Here is a 15643-nt window from a genome sequence, read left to right on the forward strand (position 1 = left end):
TGCGCAGCCAAGTCTGGGCTGAATGCGGTTCTCACCTCGCTGCGCCCCTCTGTCCGACGGGGTCGGGCGCCCAGTTGAATTTGGATGAAGAAAATGGACGGCTCGTGCCCGACGGATCTTGTCGCAACGCAAAAGGTTGAAGTCACATGGCGGATCACCATCATCAAAACCACCGGCAGGCCGATGATCCTGCCTCCTCGGACACAACGCACCGGCATGATGCAACCCGCGACCCTGCCTGCGGGATGATCGTTGATCCGGAAATCAGTAAGGCGCAGCGCAGTCGTGCTCCGATCCGGGATCTGGCCGACTATGTTTCCTTCTACTTTGTCCCGAGTGTCGTCCTGCTCGCCATCGTCGCCTTTGTGGCATGGGCGCTGTTCGGGCCAGATCCGACCATGGTGTTCGCTACCGTTGCGGCTGTCTCGGTGCTGATTATCGCATGTGCCGTCGAAAGCGCTGGCATCACGCTGGTCAAAGGCAATCTGAGCGGCATCGTCCGAGCCCGGATCCTCGCGGAGGCGACAATCGGCAGCATCAAACAGAACCTGTTTTTCGCCTTCGCCTACAACGCCGCTGGCATGCCGCTGTGCTCTTTCCGATTTTTGGTTGGCTGCCCTCGCCCATGCTGGCGGCTCTGGCAATGAGGCTGTCGTCGGTTTCGGTAATCGCCAACGCCCTCCGCCTGCGCTCAGTCAAGCTCTGAAGGTGCCAAGCTCTCCACTACCGCCAAGCTGCGCGGCGCAGCGACCGCCGCGCCAGCCAGAAAATGGTCTCACGCCTGCAGGCGTGAAACCTGGCCGATATCGGCATCGGTGAGCGTGGGAATATACAACTGCCACGCAAAGCCCGGCAGGTTGGTCGTCCGCCCGTGGACGCGTCCCGGACGGGTCGTGACGACAGGATAGGCCGCGGTCGGGCTGGAAAGCCGCGGCTGCATGGCGCATTGGCCGAAGAAGGCGTAGACGTCCCGCTTCAGCTTGGCCCTCAGGATGAAGGTCCCGGCGTTCCAGTCCTCGCGCACCGCCGCATAGACGCCGCTCAGTTCGGATGCCGTGGTGCCCAGCGCCTTTGCCAGCCGCTTTCGGGCTTCGAGGCCCGGATCGTTGCCGAAATCCTCCAGGGGACTCCACCAGGGGGTGATTTCGCCCTTCTGGTTCTTGAGCCAGTATTCGGTGAACTTGTAGAGCTCGAAGCCCTTCGGCAACCGCACCTTCTGAACCGGCACCTTGATCGGCGCATTGTCATACACGCCGAAATTCTTCATGCCGGTGAGAAATGCGTCCTTGACGAACTGGGGCAGGTTTTCGAACTCGGTATTCGCATTGCGAATACCGTCCTTCGCAACGGAGGGCGCGTTATAGAGTCTCATCGTGCTTCCATTGGCTTCGTCGATCGTTTGCCGATCATACGCACCGGCCGGCTGAACCAGAAACACTTCCTTCGATGTCGGCGGCACTTGCCCAAAATTGGCCGATGGGCGCCGGACCCTCCCGCTCGACAGAGTACGCCACGCCGATGACAGCCGATGAGAGTTGAGCCGCCAAGGCCGTCGCCGGCGTTGAACCCCCGGTGGAAATCGAACCAATAAAAGCTATTGGCAATGGTCCGCGCTTCCACGATTATCCGGTAAGGCTTTCTACCGGATTTTCGATAAAATGATGTTAAAATTGGCCTTTCTGCTGATTGGCCCCAAGGCGTTTCAATCTCGCTGGTATAGTTTGGCGGTGGTCGGTGCGTTTCTCGTTGGCGTGGCCATTCTTCTGGCGGCAGGCTATTCGAGGCTCGTCGACGTCGCTGCGCAAGAACTCTTCGGCCTGGTCTTTTTGGTGTATGGCGTTCTTTCCTGCGCACCGATCGCATCGCAGGCAATCGATGGCGCGACGCGATCGATCGCGGCCGTGAAGGCGTTTGGCCTGATTGCCATTGGCGGGCTGCTGATGCTGGCTCCGATCGTCAGCGAGTTCGGCCTGACATTGCTGTTCGGCCTCGCGCTTCTGCTCGACAGCATCAACCGCACCGTTTTTGCCGTGGTGGTTCGCTATCCCGATTGGCGGCTCATGGTTGCCGTCGGCCTGGTCGAGGCGGCTTTTGCGGTTGGGATCGCGGTCGGATGGCCATTCCCGCCCGGCCAGAGCATTCCTCTGTGCATAGCGTTGCTGATCGGCCTCTGGGGCGGGCTGCTGATCCGGACCAGCCTGCTGCTGCGCCGGCTGGACGACGAGGTCGCCATTCTCGCCCTGCCGATTTTTTCAAAGCGCGGCTGGTATGACAATGCGCCCGTTCTGGTCGATCTCGGTGATGAGGTGAAGGCCGAGGCGCCGCTGATCATCCATGTGTGGACCCCGGTCGGATCGGCGGTCAATCCGGAGCGGCGGCTTCTGGTCGATCGCTACATCGCTGCGGTCGATGCCAACGGTGTGATATCGACGGGCCATTCGGCGCTGGAAATGCAGCCCAACGTCTATATCAGCCACTATCCGGCTGAAGAGACGGAGCGTTCGCAAGGGGACTTCTTTTCGTCGTTGCGTGGCACCGCCGACAATGATTTACCCGGATGCTTTCAGCCGAGTTACGCCTATGAGGCGGAGCGCTGGTGTCCGGCCGATGCGCATGTCGAGTTCCGAAACTACAATCCGAGGCGGCTTCGCGCCTTCTGGATCGGATATCGGCAGGACGACACCTATAATCTGACCAATCGAAATTGCTCGGTCGTCGTCGCAGCAGCCCTGGACGCTGCCCTGGAAGGGGCGCTGGCAAGCCGGTTTCCCTGGCTGCGTCTCACGCGGCTGCTGCTCAATCCGGACATGTGGGTGGCCGCGATGATCTGCAACCAGGCGGTTTCGATGACCTGGACACCCGGCATGGTGCTGGACTATGCGCGCACCATGGCGCGCCTCGTCGAGACCGACAACGAATTGTGGATCCGGCGCTTCCACGGCTTCCTTACCCGCCTGCATCCGCGCAAGACCGTTTCCGACAATCAGGTGCCCCTCACATGACACTCGATCAGCAGACCTCGCCCGTCGTCCGGCTCTCCGCCCTTGCTGCCGTCATTGCCACGGCCGCCATGTTCGGCCTTACCTACAGCCTGAGTGCCTCGCTGATCGCGCTGGATCTCGTCGAGCGGGGCTCGAGCGAATTCCTGATCGGCACCAACGCCGCGATGCATGCCGTCGGCGTGCTGATAACCGCGATGTTCCTCCCCAAGATCGTGCCTATCTTCGGCATGAAACGAATGGTGGTCTTTGCCCTGATCGCCGCCGCCCTTGTGCTCATGGCCTTTCCGGCGGCACCGCTGCTCTGGATGTGGTTTCCGCTGCGGCTTGCTTTGGGCATGGCGTCCGAATTCCTCTTCGTCCTGTCGGAAACCTGGACGAACAGCCTGAGCACGGAGGCGACCCGGTCCCGGGCGATGGCCGCCTACACCGCGTCATTGGCGATCGGGTTTGCATTGGGGCCGATCATCCTTTCCCTGATCGGCGACCAGGGTTTTTATCCCTATGGTGTCGGCGCCGGCATAGCGCTTGTCGCCGCCGCCTTCATCGCCGTGGTGAAAATAGACGTGCCCGAATTCGAGCGTAAACCGAGCGGCAGCCTTTTCCATTTCATTCGCCTGGCCCCCGTCGCGATATCCGCCACCGTGCTCAATGCCGCGATCGAGACCGCCGGCCTGTCTTTCCTGGCTGTGTACGCCACCAATCTCGGCTGGCCGGAAAGCAGCGCCATCCGCCTGGTATCGATCATGATGATCGGCGCCATCTTGCTGCAGCTTCCGATCGGCTGGCTTGGCGACAAGATGGACCGCATCATGCTGCTGATCGGCCTGGCGGTCGTCGCAACAGCCGGGGCCTTGCTTTGGCCCGTCGCCCTGTCGAGCGAATTTGCGACATACGCACTGCTTTTCATATGGGGCGGGGCCTTTGTCGGTATCTACACCATCATGCTTTCCATCGTCGGAAGCCGTTTTTCCGGCACGGACCTGGTCGGGATCTACGCCGCCATGGGCCTGATGTGGGGGCTGGGCGCGCTCCTCGGACCGCTTCTCGCCGGCATCTCGATGCAGGCGACGCTTCATGGCCTGGCATATTTTGCCGCGGCGGCATGTGCATGCTTTTCCCTGTTCGCAATATTGAAAGGTCGGGGCAGCAGCTGATTTCTTATGGGAATGGCAACGGCATTGGATTTATATCTGCCGGAAGCACGGACGAACGAGGACAATGTGGACGTCGTATTCGAAAAAATAAATGCGGTCACCGTGGCGAGCATAGCAGGCAGGCTGGACGGCGTTTCGTCCCCGCAGGTCGAGCGGGCACTCATCGGTCAACTGGACGCAAATCGCCTGATACTCGACATCAGCGGGCTCAACTACATCTCCAGCGCCGGCCTGAGGGTCATCCTGATGGTTGCCAAGCGACTGAAGCAGATCGGCAGCACCTTCACCATCGTCGGCATCCAGCCGCATATTCAGGAGCTGTTCGAAATCTCGGGCTTCCTGACGATCATCGATACGGCGCGAAGCCGGGATGAAGCCTTGTGCTGATCGGGAGAGGAGCGTTGTTGCCGCGGCGATTCATCGGTTGCGTCATGCGGAAAATTCGCCGATACAAATAGCTGGCCGCCGGACGGACGGATATTTCAGGCCGGTACTTCTTTCGTAACGCCGATTTCAATACGTGCTTTTTTACACAAAAGGCAAATGCAACAGATACATCGTCTTTGGGATGAACTGGCGGATTTCGATGTCAGCCAATGCGACGCGGCTGCCAACCGATTGATGACGGCTCTGGCCGAGCGCGCCGACATTTCGAACGTCACCTGGGCCGGCGCCGTCCGCCTGACCCGCGGGGAGCGGGCCGATAGCGACGACGTGATGCGCCGGTGGCGTGTGGCGGCGACGCACTCGCTGCATCCCTACATCCCGCCGCCGCACCGCATCTGGGACAAGCCGGAAGACGATCCCTCCATGGATATTCCCCTGCGCGATCTCGGCCGCTTCCGGAACTACACGTTCCGGCGGGAGCTGCCGGAGGCCTGGTTCCGGTCAGCCTTCTACCGGCAGCATTATGGTGACCGTGGCATTGCCGATGCCACGTTTGTCGCTTTTCCCGTCAATCAGGATTGCGAATCCCATTTCGGCTTCTGGGCGCGGCGGCCGCTCGAGGATGAGGCAATCGCGCTGATCACTTATGCCTTGCGCGGCATCAAGTGGTTCCACCGCCGGCTGATGCTGGCCCATGGACTGTTGATGGCATCGTCGCCGCTGACGCCGACGGAGCACAAGGTGACGCAGCTTCTTCTGACCGGCGCTTCGGAAAAACGCATCGCCCACCAGCTCGGCCTTGCCGGATCGACCACGCATCAGCACGTCGTGGCCATCTACCGCAAGTTCGGCGTGCGCAGCCGGGCGGGTCTGATGAGCCTGTGGCTCAATCGGCCAGCCGCCCAGGGGAATGGCGATGTTTGACGGGTCGAGGGAGGAAATCCACCGCCTCTGGGACGAATTGTCGGATTTCGACACCAGCCAGTCGCAGGAAGCCGTCCTGTCGCTGATGGCATCCCTCGCGGAGTTGGCCGGCGTCGAGAACTCCACCTGGGCCGGGGCCATCCGTGTCGCCGGGGGTCACGAGAGGGACCCGTTGCGGGGCTGGCGTGTTGCAACGACCGTCGCGCTTCAACCACTTGCGCTCCAGTCCGAAGACGGTCTTCTGGGAGGTGTCCTGCGCCTTTGGGAGCGGCGGGAAATCGACCCGTCTTTTCTGCTGCCGATGGAGGAGGTCGGCACGTTCCGGACCTATTCGCTGCGTCGAGGACTTCCGGCGGATTGGTTCAAGACGCCGTTCTATCAGCGGCACTACGGTTTCTGCGGCATTTACGATGTGATCTTCATCGCGTTTCCGCTGAACGACGACTGTGAATCGCATTTCGGCTTCTATGCGCGCCACCCGGTTGCCGATGAGACCATCGCCCAGCTTGCCTATGCGCTTCGCGGGATAAAGTGGTTTCATCGCCATCTGCTGCTCAGCCACGGTCTGCTGATGGCGTCGGCACCGCTGACGGCGACAGAACACAGGGTATTGCAGTTGCTGCTGACCGAGATGACGGAAAAGCGTATTGCCCGAGAACTTGCGCTCGGAGTATCCGCCACGCATCGTCATGTCGTTGCCATCTACCGCAAGTTCGGGGTGCGCAGCCGGGCCGGGCTGATCAGCCTGTGGCTCAATCACCCCGCCGGGCTCGACATGAATGCGCTTGCGGCGCAGGAGCAACCGGACTGATGCCACCCCTACTGTTTAGGTAGGATGACAGCCTCACTTTCCTTGGCTAGAGCATTTCCAGCCGAAGCGGAATCGCTTCGGTGTCGGACAATACGCAAAAACAAGAAGATAGAGCAATTCCAGCAAAAGTGCGGAGCGGTTTTGCGTCCGGAATGCGGTGAAGCAAAGAGACAGAACGTTTCCGCGTTTCGGAGGAAAGCGGAAGCGCTCCAAGGCTCGATCTCACCTTCGCGTGACATGGCTGGCCGGAAGACGACGTCGGGAGCGGGGCGCCCAGGGAGCGTATATCCATGCCTTGCCGATGCGCCATTCCAGATCCGCGATCCCGCCAAACCAGAGGGCAAAGGGCGTCATGAGCTACGAGATGAACAGCGGCAACAACCTTCGGAACACCGAGAACTGGAAGATCGCCCGCGATGTGCTGGCGCATATGCAGCAGATCATCGATCAAGCCGAATTGAAGAAGACGCAACAGCGTTCGGGCGCAAACCAGCTCGCCTACAAGGTTGCCAAGGCGTTCGGCCACCGCAGCAGCTACCATGACCTCTATCTGCATCATTCGAGCCTTCGGCCGGTGGTCGGCCAGAATCCGATGATCCCGATACCCGAGATCACCGCGCTGCAGGTGCACTACCGCCTTGTGATCCTCGGGCGCGGCACCAAGCAGGCCCTGGATTCAGGCAACATGTTGAATTCCGGCACGCAGACGCCCAACGAGATCTTCCTGGATTTTTCCGCCAACTATCGAAGCCTGACGGTTTTGATGGAGGTGACGGCCAACGCTTTCACCAATTTCTGTCTCGACCAGGGCAAGACCAACCTGGCAAAGGTGATGCTCGCCAAGATCCGCGCCAAATGGGGCAATACCGGCAGCAACTTCGAAACCTATGAGCCGAGTGGTACCTGGCGGCAGGGGGATGAAGGTTATCGGCTCGTGCGCTCGATTCAAGGGCAACCGGTCACCCAGACGATGGGATACAGCTGGATAAGCGGATACGACAACCGCAAGAAGGTCAGATGATGTTGCCGGAGGGGCTTTCCGCACCGCTCGCGACCGGTCGCATCGACGCCGGCGGTCGGTAGAAACTGCCGGATCGCCGGGTCGGGACCGGAGCTACTGGCTTTGGCTCTGGCTCTGCGTCTGCCCCAGATCTTCGACGGCGATTGCCACGGACAGCGTTTCTTCCGGCGAACCGAAACGCATGCCGGATACAGGGGCGGCATCGGTATAGTCGAGACCCGTGGCAATGCGGACGTAGCGGTCGTCCGGGCAGATCTTGTTGGCCGCGTCGAAGCCGACCCAGCCAAGCCCCGGAACATGCGCTTCCGCCCAGGCATGCATGGCCGCCTGGTCCACGGTTCCTTCCAGCAGCAGATAACCGGAGATGTAGCGGGCGGGAACATCCAGAAGCCGCGCGGCGGCGATGAAGATGTGGGCGTGGTCCTGGCAGACGCCGGTCTTCGCTTCCATCGCTGCTTCCGCCGTCGTGGCGGCGGTCGTCGTTCCCTTTTCATAGGCCACGGCCTCATGGATGGCGGCCATCAACGCATGCAGCCGCGCCAGAGGGTCGGCGGCCTCTACGCCACGGGTAAGCTCCTTTACCAGCTTTCCGGGCTTGGTCAGCGGTGTCTCGCGTAGGAAAAGCCAGAGCGGGCAAAAGCCGACATGCGGCCCGAAAACGCCGTTGCGGTCCTCCGTTTCGACCTCGCCGCTGGCGACGATACGCGTGCTTTGCTGCTCGCCCTCGTTCGACACCAGTTCGATGTGATTGCCGAACTGGTCGTCATAATCCACCTCGACGGCGGCGCCCTCGACGCTGACGGACCAGCTGTTGATCTTCTGGCCCGGACTTGCCGTCGGCGTCAGCCGCAGGCGCTGCAGGGAATATTGAACCGGTCCCTCGTAGGCATATTCGGTGGTGTGCGTGATCTTCAGTTTCATCTGCGTAACGGTCCCCGGCCGCTTACTGATAGAAGCGGTATCCTTCGGTGATTTCCTGGCTCAGCTGGTTGTTGCGGCTGACGAACAGTTCGAGGAATTCATGGAGGCCCCGGTCCATGATTTCCTGGATCGACATGGTCTGCAGCCGGTCGCGGATGGCATCCGCCGTGTCGTGCGCCGGCAGCCGCTCGCCATACTCCTTTTCGAGATAGTGCAGGTTGCTGACGATCTTTTCGTAACAATAGGCGAGCGAACGCGGCATCTGGCCGTTGAGGATCAGGAAGTCGGCGATGTTGGACGGCCGGTATTCGGCATCGTAGACCCAGCTATAGGAGCGATGCGCCGAGACCGAACGCAGGATCGATTCCCACTGCACATTGTCGAGCGACGAGCCGACGGCGGAGACGGAGGGCAGCAGCACGTAATATTTCACGTCGAGGATGCGGCTGGTATTGTCCGCACGTTCGATGAAGGTGCCGATGCGGGCGAAGTTGTAGAGTTCGTTGCGCAGCATCGATCCGTGGAAGGCGCCGCGGATCAGGCCGGCACGGCGCTTGATCACGTCGATGGCTTGCGGCAGGTCGGCGGATTTGACCTTCTTGGCCAGAAGCTGCTTCAGCTCCATCCAGCACTCGTTGGTCGCTTCCCAGGTCTCGCGCGTCAGCGCCGTGCGCACCATGCGGGCGTTGTTGCGGCCGAACTCGATGCAGGACATGACGCTCGACGGGTTGGAGCGGTCGCGCAGCAAGTAGTCGATGGCGTCGACGCCGGTGAGCTTGGCGTGCACCTCGGCATAGGCCTCGCGCACGCCGGCGCTCTGCAGCACGCCGTCCCAATCCTCGTCCGATGCGCCGCTGCGGGTCAGCGACATGCGCAGGCCGGCATCGATGAGGCGCGCGATGTTTTCAGCCCGTTCGATATACCGGAACATCCAGTAGAGGCCGTTTGCGGTTCTTCCAAGCATGTGCGTCTCAGTCCTCCAGGACCCAGGTGTCTTTGGTGCCGCCGCCCTGGCTGGAATTGACGACCAGCGATCCCTGCTTCAGCGCGACGCGGGTGAGCCCGCCGGGGATGATCTGCACCTTGTCGGAAACCAGCACGTAGGGGCGCAGGTCGACATGGCGCGGTGCGATGCCCTTGTTGACGAGGATCGGCACGGTCGACAGCGACAGCGTCGGCTGGGCGATGTAATTGTTCGGCTTGGCTTTCAGCTTCTCGGCAAAATCGGCGCGTTCCTTCTTGGTGGCGGTGGGGCCAACCAGCATGCCGTAGCCGCCCGAACCGTGCACTTCCTTGACGACGAGTTCGGCGAGGTTTTCCAGCACGTATTTCAGGCTGTTGGCCTCCGAACAACGATAGGTCGGCACGTTTTCGAGGATCGCCTTGCGGCCGGTGTAGAACTCGACGATTTCAGGCATGTAGGAATAGATCGCCTTGTCGTCCGATATGCCGGTGCCCGGCGCATTGGCGATGGTGATGTTGCCGGAGCGGTAGACGTCCATGATGCCGGGAATGCCGAGCTGCGAATCCGGCCGGAAGGTGAGGGGATCGAGGAAATCGTCGTCGACGCGGCGGTAGAGCACGTCGATGGCCTGGTAGCCGCGCGTGGTACGCATCTTCACCTTTCCGTCGATCACCCGGAGATCGGAGCCTTCCACCAGCTCGACGCCCATCATGTCGGCGAGGAAGGAATGTTCGTAATAGGCGGAATTGTAGATGCCGGGGGTGAGCACGGCGATGCGCGGCTTGCCCTTGCAGCCGGGCGGGGCGAGCGACGACAGGCTCTGGCGCAACAGCAGCGGATAGTCCTCGACGCGCTTCACCTTGTTGAGGTGGAAGAGCTCCGGGAACATCTGCATCATCGTCTCGCGGTTCTCCAGCATGTAGCTGACGCCGGAGGGGGTGCGGGCATTGTCTTCCAGGACGTAGAACTGGTCTTCACCGGTGCGGACGATATCGGTGCCGACGATGTGGGTATAGACGCCGCCCGGCGGACGGAAGCCGATCATCTGCGGCAGGAAGGCGGTGTTGCGCTCGATCAGCTCGCGCGGCACGCGGCCGGCGCGGATGATCTCCTGCTTGTGGTAGATGTCGTCGAGGAAGGCGTTGAGGGCGATGACCCGCTGTTCGATGCCCTGGGCCAGCTTGCGCCACTCCTTGGCGGAGATGATGCGGGGAATGATGTCGAAGGGAATGAGCTTTTCGGAGGAGTCGGCGTGGCCATAGACCGCGAAGGTGATGCCGGTTTTCCGGAAGATGTTTTCGGCGTCCTGGGACTTGCCGATCAGGTGTCCTCGGTCCTGTCCGGAATACCACTCAAAATAGTCTTTGTAAGGATCCCGCGGATTGTTCTCCGCACTTATCATTTCATCGAAGGCCAACGGCGCGTTCCCCCTTTTTTTCCATTTGAATACAACGCCAAAGGCAATGCAAGAACCATGCACATTTCGAGGCAAAGTTTTTAGCGACGGCGTTTGCCCGAATTTTGTGCATGATTTTGCTGCCGAATTTTCGCCTGAGAGGCGATTTCCGGGCCTTGCCCGTCAGGCGTTTGAAGCGATTTGGTCACGCAAATGGCATCTGCCGAAAATTCTGCCTGTGGCAGATCGGTGCGCTCGCCGAAAAATTTCCTGCAGCGACGGCAATTTTTCGCCGTGATGTTTTGACGCGGCCGCCTGCCGGACGTAAGGATCCGCGCCACTTTCCCGGCGGGCTATCGCCGCTACACGGATTTATCTCGATGCTTGACCGGCTTGCTCCGGCTGTTTTTGTGCTGCTCTGGTCCACGGGCTGGGTCTCGGCCGGCTTGGCAGCCCACCATTCGGATCCCTTCACCTTCCTTGCGCTGCGCTACGGCCTGTCGATCGTCGCCTTTGCCGGTTTCTGCGTGCTGACGGGAGCGGCATGGCCGCGCAACTGGCAACTGATCTGGCGGGCGATCTACTCCGGCATTTTCCTGCATGGGCTTTACCTCGCCGGCCTGTGGTGGGCGATTGCGCAAGGCGTGCCGGCCGGTCTTTCCGGCATCATCGCGGCGTTACAGCCGCTGCTGACTGCGGTGGCGGCGACGTGGCTTCTCGGCGAGCGCATGAGCGGCCTGCAACGCATCGGCCTGATGCTCGGTTTCTCCGGCATTGCGATTGCCATCTCGCCAAAACTCTTGGCCATCGATCCGGCCAACCTGACGCAGACGGCGCTGCCGCTCGCCGTCAACCTGATGGGCATGGTATCGGTGACCTACGGCACGATCTACCAGAAGAAGCATCTGCAGCAGGGTGACATCCGCGCCATCGCCACGCTGCAATATGCCGGTGCCGTGCTGGTCACGGCGCCGCTGGCGCTTCTGTTCGAGGATCTCCATTTCGACGGCTCGCACGAAGCGATCCTGACGCTGCTCTGGTCGATCTTCGGCTTGTCGATGGGGGCGGTGGGGCTGCTTCTGTATCTGATCCGCCGCGGCCAGGTATCGAAGGCGGCATCGCTGATCTATCTCGTGCCGCCGATGGTGGCGCTGCAGGCAGCCATCGCCTTCGGTGAACCGCTGACGCTGCCGATGATTGTCGGAACCGCCATCGTGGTGGTTGGTGTCTATCTGACGAACCGCAAGCAGAAGGCGGAGCCGCTGCCGGCGGATTGATGGCCACATCGACGGTGATAAGGTGACGAAGCCGCTTCCGCCGGGCGGAGGCAGGCTCGCCTTTGGCCGCAAATCGTGCAGGCGGTTTTCTGTGCCCCGAAATAAAAATGCCGCAGCCGGGTGTCCGGCTGCGGCAGAAATTGACGAATTTGTAGACGGTTATGCCCGTTCGCGACGGTCGCCCTTGGGGGCGCCGCGGCGGTTGCCGCCGTTGCCTTCGCGACGCTCGCCGCCATGCGCCTGCTGCTGGCGATCTTCACCGTGCTTGCGGGCCGGGCGGCCGTGGGCGTGGCGCGGATTGCCGCGGTTGTGGCCTGCGGCTTCGCCGGCACCGGCGCCCTGCTGGCCATTGCGCTGCTGCTTGCGGGCCGGGCGGAAATCCGAGGTCGAATCCAGATCGTTGTCCGGGCCGGCGTCGACGACGCCGCGACCGCCTTGCGGACGGGCCGGACGGCCGCCACGGCCTTCCGAACGCGGCTGGCCCTGGCCACGACCCTGGCCCTGACCACGATTGCCGGAGCGGCTGTTGGTCGGACGGGCAGGGCGGGCAAGCCCTTCGGGACGCTCGCCGCCGGCAACCGGGATCTCGATGCCCATCAGCTTCTCGATATCGCGGAGCAGGCGGGTTTCGTCCGGAGCGCAGAAGGCGATGGCGATGCCGTCGCGGCCGGCGCGGGCGGTGCGGCCGATGCGGTGGACGTAGGCGTCAGGCACTTCCGGCAGGTCGTAGTTGAAGACATGCGAAACGCCGGGGATGTCGATGCCGCGGGCGGCGACATCGGTTGCGACCAGCACGCGGATCGAGCCGTCACGGAACGCCTTCAGTGCCCGTTCGCGCTGGCCCTGGCTCTTGTTGCCGTGGATCGACGCGACCTCGAAGCCGACATTGGCAAGATGCACGGAGAGCTTTTCAGCCGTATGCTTGGTGCGCATGAACACCATGGCCTGGGCTTCAGGCTTGTCGGTGAGGATCTTGCGCAGCAGTTCGGTCTTGTCGCCCTTGCCGTTGCAGAAATAGACGTACTGCTCGACCTTGTCGGCGGCCTTGCCGGGCGGGGTCACCTGCACCTTGACCGGATCGGTCAGGAAGTTGCCGGCGAGATCGGCGATCGCCTTCGGCATGGTGGCCGAGAACAGCAGCGTCTGGCGCTTGGCCGGTACCATCCGGGAGATCTTCTTGAGGTCGTGGATGAAGCCGAGATCGAGCATCTGGTCGGCCTCGTCGAGGACGAGGTGCGTGACCTGGTTGAGCGAGATGGCGTTGCGCGCGATCAGGTCGAGAAGCCGGCCCGGCGTCGCGACGAGGATGTCGGTGCCGCGCTCGAGCTGCAGCTGCTGCTTGTTGATCGAGGCACCGCCGACGACCTGGTTGATCCTCAGGGGAAGCTTCTTGATGAAGCCGCGCAGGTTGTCGGAGATCTGGTTCACCAGCTCGCGGGTCGGTGCGAGGATGAGAACGCGGGTCGTGCGGTTCGGCGGACGCTTTTCGTCCTTCATGAGCATTTCGATGATCGGCAAGCCGAAGGCGGCCGTCTTGCCGGTGCCGGTCTGCGCCAGGCCGATCATGTCGCGGCCCTGGAGCAGCATCGGGATCGCCTGGGCCTGGATCGGCGTCGGGGTCTCGTAGCCGAGGGCGGAAACCGTCGCGACGATCTGCTTGGAGAGGCCAAGCTCGTGGAAGTTGGTCAAAATAATTGCCTTTCGTGGCGCCAAACGACATGGCCGGATCAGCGCCTGCTGTCCGGTGTCTCTGGCGTCAAGAACCCCGCGTGAAGTGGGAACTTGTGTGGTGGAAATCGCTTTCCAGCGCGGAGGGCCACCGCTCGGGCGGCCTGTTTTTCAGCGCTTTGTCTTTTTTTCGCGGTCTTTCTCGCCACGAGGCACGCTCACGCGGCGGCCAAAAGATGAAAGCTGCGGGCATTTGGGCGCTTTCCGGGCAAAAGTCAAGTGAATGTTTCGCAACTGCGAAAAGGGTGCCGGTTTGCGTGGGGCAGCGCTTCATCCGCCTGCGTCCTGCGGACCCCTCTCCCCGCATGCGGGGAGAAGGTTGAGGTGAGGAGCTTTTGCTCCAGGATCTCAAAAATCCGTCGGCACGCCGCCTTCTGCCTTGCGGCGGGCGACGAAGGCATCCAGCTCTTCCTCGATGGCCGGATCGAGCGGCGGGCGCTCGTATTTGTTCAGCATATCCTTGAAGATGCGGTTGGCGTGGTCGTAGGTGGTCGGCCGGCCGGCTTCCGTCCAGGTCTCGAAATTGCGCCAGTCGGAGAGGATCGGCGAATAGAAGGCGGTCTCGTAGCGCGCCAGCGTGTGCGCGGTGCCGAAATAGTGGCCGCCGGGGCCGACGTCGCGCACGGCGTCGAGCGCCAGCGCATCCTGGCTGACGTCGAGCGGCGTCAGGAACTCCGCCACCATCTGCAGCATGTCGACGTCGAGGATAAATTTCTCGAAGGATGCCGTCAGGCCGCCTTCGCTCCAGCCGGCCGCATGCATGATGAAATTGCCGCCGCCCTGGGTCAGCGCCCACAGCGACAGAGCCGATTCGTAGGCGGCCTGCGCATCCAGCGTGTTCGAGGCGTTGGTATTGGAGGTGCGGTAGGGGATGCCGTAACGCCGTGCCAGCTGGCCGCCGGCGATGACCGCCTTCATGTATTCCGGCGTGCCGAAGGCCGGTGCGCCGGTCTTCATGTCGACGTTCGAGGTGAAGCCGCCGTACATCACCGGTGCGCCTTTGCGCACCATCTGGGTGAAGGCAATGCCGCACAGGGCCTCGGCGTTCTGCTGCACCACCGCACCGGCGATGGTGACCGGCGCCATGGCACCGGCCAGCGTGAACGGCGTGACGACGACGACCTGGTTGCGCGCCGACATCTCGATGATGCCCTGCAGCATCGGCCCGTCGAGACGCAGCGGCGACGAGGAATTGATGATGGTGAAGAGCGACGGCTCCTGCTCCATCTGCTCCATGCTGATGCCGCGGCCGATGCGGGCGATCTCGATGCCGTCGAGGTTGCGCTCTCGGCCGAGCGAATAGCAATGGAACACCTTGTCGGTGAGTTTCACCATGTCGGAGAGGCAGTCGAGGTGGCGGATCGAGGCATGGATGTCGATCGGCTCGACGGGGTAACCGCCGGTGGTGTGGATGATGTCGTAGGACTGCGCCAGCTTCACCAGCTTGCGGTAATCCTCCTGGTTGCCGGCGCGGCGGCCGCCTTCGCGGTCGGCGACGAAGGGGGCGCTGGCGATCTGGGCGAAGACGAGATTTTCACCGCCGATTGCGACGTTGCGCTGCGGGTTGCGGGCATGCATGGTGAAGGTTTTTGGCGCATGCGCGACAAAATCCATGATCATGGCGCGGTCGAAACGCACGCGATCCTTGCCGGGCGTCACATCGGCGCCGGCAGCCTTCATGCGTTCGCGCGCTTCCGGCAGCATGACGTCCATGCCGATTTCTTCGAGGATGGTCAGCGATGCCTCGTGGATGTCATCGAGGGCTTCCGGCGTCAGGACGACATTCTTCTGCAGCGAATTGACGAGGTTGAGGTACTTCGAACCGACCGGCTTGCGGCTGCGCTCGGCGCCGCGTCCGCCGGTCCGGCGGCGGCGTTCCAGCGGCTGCGAAGAGGTTTCCGTTTCATGCGGGACTGGCGTGACGATGTCGCTCATAGGAAATCCAATGCAATTTCTTCGACATCGTTTTTCGCAGATTTCGCCTTTCCCGGATATCGCCGTTTGCGACAGAAAACCGGCTTTGTTGGGATATTGCCGAGATCCGAAATGGTGCCGTTA

13 protein-coding genes and 2 pseudogenes are annotated in these 15643 nt (G+C 62.0%); 9 read left to right on the forward strand and 6 right to left on the reverse strand.

What is annotated here, in order from left to right; genetic code table 11:
* Positions 1-245: 245 nt before the first annotated feature.
* Together ACSQ3I_RS18130 and ACSQ3I_RS18135 are read left to right on the forward strand one after the other, a co-directional pair.
* Positions 246-434 (forward strand): annotated as a pseudogene (locus ACSQ3I_RS18130) (hypothetical protein); the annotation flags it as partial.
* Between the two features lie 12 nt (positions 435-446).
* Positions 447-706: pseudogene (locus ACSQ3I_RS18135) on the forward strand (copper-transporting ATPase); the annotation flags it as partial.
* 69 nt (positions 707-775) lie between these two features.
* On the opposite strand, the gene ACSQ3I_RS18140 reads toward ACSQ3I_RS18135, so the two are convergent.
* The gene (locus tag ACSQ3I_RS18140) at positions 776-1372 is read right to left on the reverse strand and encodes a hypothetical protein (protein WP_436001253.1); all 597 of its coding nucleotides are present in this window, start codon (positions 1370-1372) and stop codon (positions 776-778) included.
* 286 nt (positions 1373-1658) lie between these two features.
* On the opposite strand from ACSQ3I_RS18140, the gene ACSQ3I_RS18145 reads away from it, so the two are divergent.
* From ACSQ3I_RS18145 to ACSQ3I_RS18170, 6 genes are all read left to right on the forward strand, one after another.
* Entirely contained in the window at positions 1659-3002 is a 1344-nt protein-coding gene (locus ACSQ3I_RS18145; protein ID WP_436001255.1) for a protease, read from the forward strand.
* Complete coding sequence (locus ACSQ3I_RS18150; protein ID WP_436001257.1) at positions 2999-4156, forward strand: MFS transporter; 1158 nt, start codon at positions 2999-3001, stop codon at positions 4154-4156. Before ACSQ3I_RS18145 ends, ACSQ3I_RS18150 begins: the two co-directional genes overlap by 4 nt.
* A 6-nt stretch (positions 4157-4162) precedes the next feature.
* The gene (locus ACSQ3I_RS18155; RefSeq protein WP_436001259.1) at positions 4163-4543 is read left to right on the forward strand and encodes an STAS domain-containing protein; all 381 of its coding nucleotides are present in this window, start codon (positions 4163-4165) and stop codon (positions 4541-4543) included.
* Positions 4544-4699: 156 nt separating this feature from the next.
* A complete protein-coding gene (locus tag ACSQ3I_RS18160; RefSeq protein WP_436001261.1) occupies positions 4700-5467 on the forward strand; it encodes a LuxR C-terminal-related transcriptional regulator in 768 nt (255 codons plus the stop codon).
* The gene (locus tag ACSQ3I_RS18165; protein ID WP_436001263.1) at positions 5460-6278 is read left to right on the forward strand and encodes a response regulator transcription factor; all 819 of its coding nucleotides are present in this window, start codon (positions 5460-5462) and stop codon (positions 6276-6278) included. The genes ACSQ3I_RS18160 and ACSQ3I_RS18165 overlap by 8 nt, the downstream gene beginning before the upstream one ends.
* A 352-nt stretch (positions 6279-6630) precedes the next feature.
* Positions 6631-7299, forward strand: coding sequence for a hypothetical protein (locus ACSQ3I_RS18170; RefSeq protein WP_436001265.1), 669 nt, complete (start codon positions 6631-6633; stop codon positions 7297-7299).
* 93 nt (positions 7300-7392) lie between these two features.
* Here the strand turns inward: ACSQ3I_RS18170 and ACSQ3I_RS18175 are convergent, their stop codons facing one another.
* The 3 genes from ACSQ3I_RS18175 to ACSQ3I_RS18185 are packed head-to-tail and all read right to left on the reverse strand — an operon-like array spanning position 7393 to position 10601.
* Positions 7393-8220, reverse strand: a complete 828-nt coding sequence (locus ACSQ3I_RS18175; RefSeq protein ID WP_436001267.1) for a transglutaminase family protein — start codon at positions 8218-8220, stop codon at positions 7393-7395.
* Between the two features lie 22 nt (positions 8221-8242).
* On the reverse strand, positions 8243-9184 hold the full coding sequence (locus tag ACSQ3I_RS18180) for an alpha-E domain-containing protein (protein WP_436001269.1): 942 nt from the start codon (positions 9182-9184) through the stop codon (positions 8243-8245).
* Positions 9185-9191: 7 nt separating this feature from the next.
* Positions 9192-10601, reverse strand: coding sequence for a circularly permuted type 2 ATP-grasp protein (locus ACSQ3I_RS18185; protein ID WP_436001271.1), 1410 nt, complete (start codon positions 10599-10601; stop codon positions 9192-9194).
* Between the two features lie 359 nt (positions 10602-10960).
* Between ACSQ3I_RS18185 and ACSQ3I_RS18190 the strand changes: the two genes are divergently transcribed.
* Positions 10961-11857 (forward strand): DMT family transporter, encoded by an 897-nt coding sequence (locus ACSQ3I_RS18190; RefSeq protein WP_436001273.1) that lies wholly within the window; start codon positions 10961-10963, stop codon positions 11855-11857.
* A gap of 159 nt (positions 11858-12016) precedes the next feature.
* Here the strand turns inward: ACSQ3I_RS18190 and ACSQ3I_RS18195 are convergent, their stop codons facing one another.
* The gene (locus ACSQ3I_RS18195; protein WP_436001575.1) at positions 12017-13588 is read right to left on the reverse strand and encodes a DEAD/DEAH box helicase; all 1572 of its coding nucleotides are present in this window, start codon (positions 13586-13588) and stop codon (positions 12017-12019) included.
* A 345-nt stretch (positions 13589-13933) separates the two neighbouring features.
* Complete coding sequence (locus ACSQ3I_RS18200) at positions 13934-15520, reverse strand: trimethylamine methyltransferase family protein (protein WP_436001275.1); 1587 nt, start codon at positions 15518-15520, stop codon at positions 13934-13936.
* Positions 15521-15643 lie beyond the last annotated feature (123 nt).

Origin of the sequence: Rhizobium sp. LjRoot30, from assembly GCF_964253915.1 — a bacterium.
Taxonomy (GTDB): Bacteria; Pseudomonadota; Alphaproteobacteria; order Rhizobiales; family Rhizobiaceae; genus Metarhizobium.

Excerpts from the sequence above, each read along its gene's own strand:
- ACSQ3I_RS18145 (WP_436001255.1), top strand. The coding sequence starts at position 1,659 with ATGATGTTAAAATTGGCCTTTCTGCTGATTGGCCCCAAGGCGTTTCAA.
- ACSQ3I_RS18150 (WP_436001257.1), top strand. The coding sequence starts at position 2,999 with ATGACACTCGATCAGCAGACCTCGCCCGTCGTCCGGCTCTCCGCCCTT.
- ACSQ3I_RS18175 (WP_436001267.1), bottom strand. The coding sequence starts at position 8,220 with ATGAAACTGAAGATCACGCACACCACCGAATATGCCTACGAGGGACCG.
- ACSQ3I_RS18155 (WP_436001259.1), top strand. The coding sequence starts at position 4,163 with ATGGGAATGGCAACGGCATTGGATTTATATCTGCCGGAAGCACGGACG.
- ACSQ3I_RS18180 (WP_436001269.1), bottom strand. The coding sequence starts at position 9,184 with ATGCTTGGAAGAACCGCAAACGGCCTCTACTGGATGTTCCGGTATATC.
- ACSQ3I_RS18200 (WP_436001275.1), bottom strand. The coding sequence starts at position 15,520 with ATGAGCGACATCGTCACGCCAGTCCCGCATGAAACGGAAACCTCTTCG.
- ACSQ3I_RS18170 (WP_436001265.1), top strand. The coding sequence starts at position 6,631 with ATGAGCTACGAGATGAACAGCGGCAACAACCTTCGGAACACCGAGAAC.
- ACSQ3I_RS18160 (WP_436001261.1), top strand. The coding sequence starts at position 4,700 with ATGCAACAGATACATCGTCTTTGGGATGAACTGGCGGATTTCGATGTC.
- ACSQ3I_RS18140 (WP_436001253.1), bottom strand. The coding sequence starts at position 1,372 with ATGAGACTCTATAACGCGCCCTCCGTTGCGAAGGACGGTATTCGCAAT.
- ACSQ3I_RS18190 (WP_436001273.1), top strand. The coding sequence starts at position 10,961 with ATGCTTGACCGGCTTGCTCCGGCTGTTTTTGTGCTGCTCTGGTCCACG.
- ACSQ3I_RS18165 (WP_436001263.1), top strand. The coding sequence starts at position 5,460 with ATGTTTGACGGGTCGAGGGAGGAAATCCACCGCCTCTGGGACGAATTG.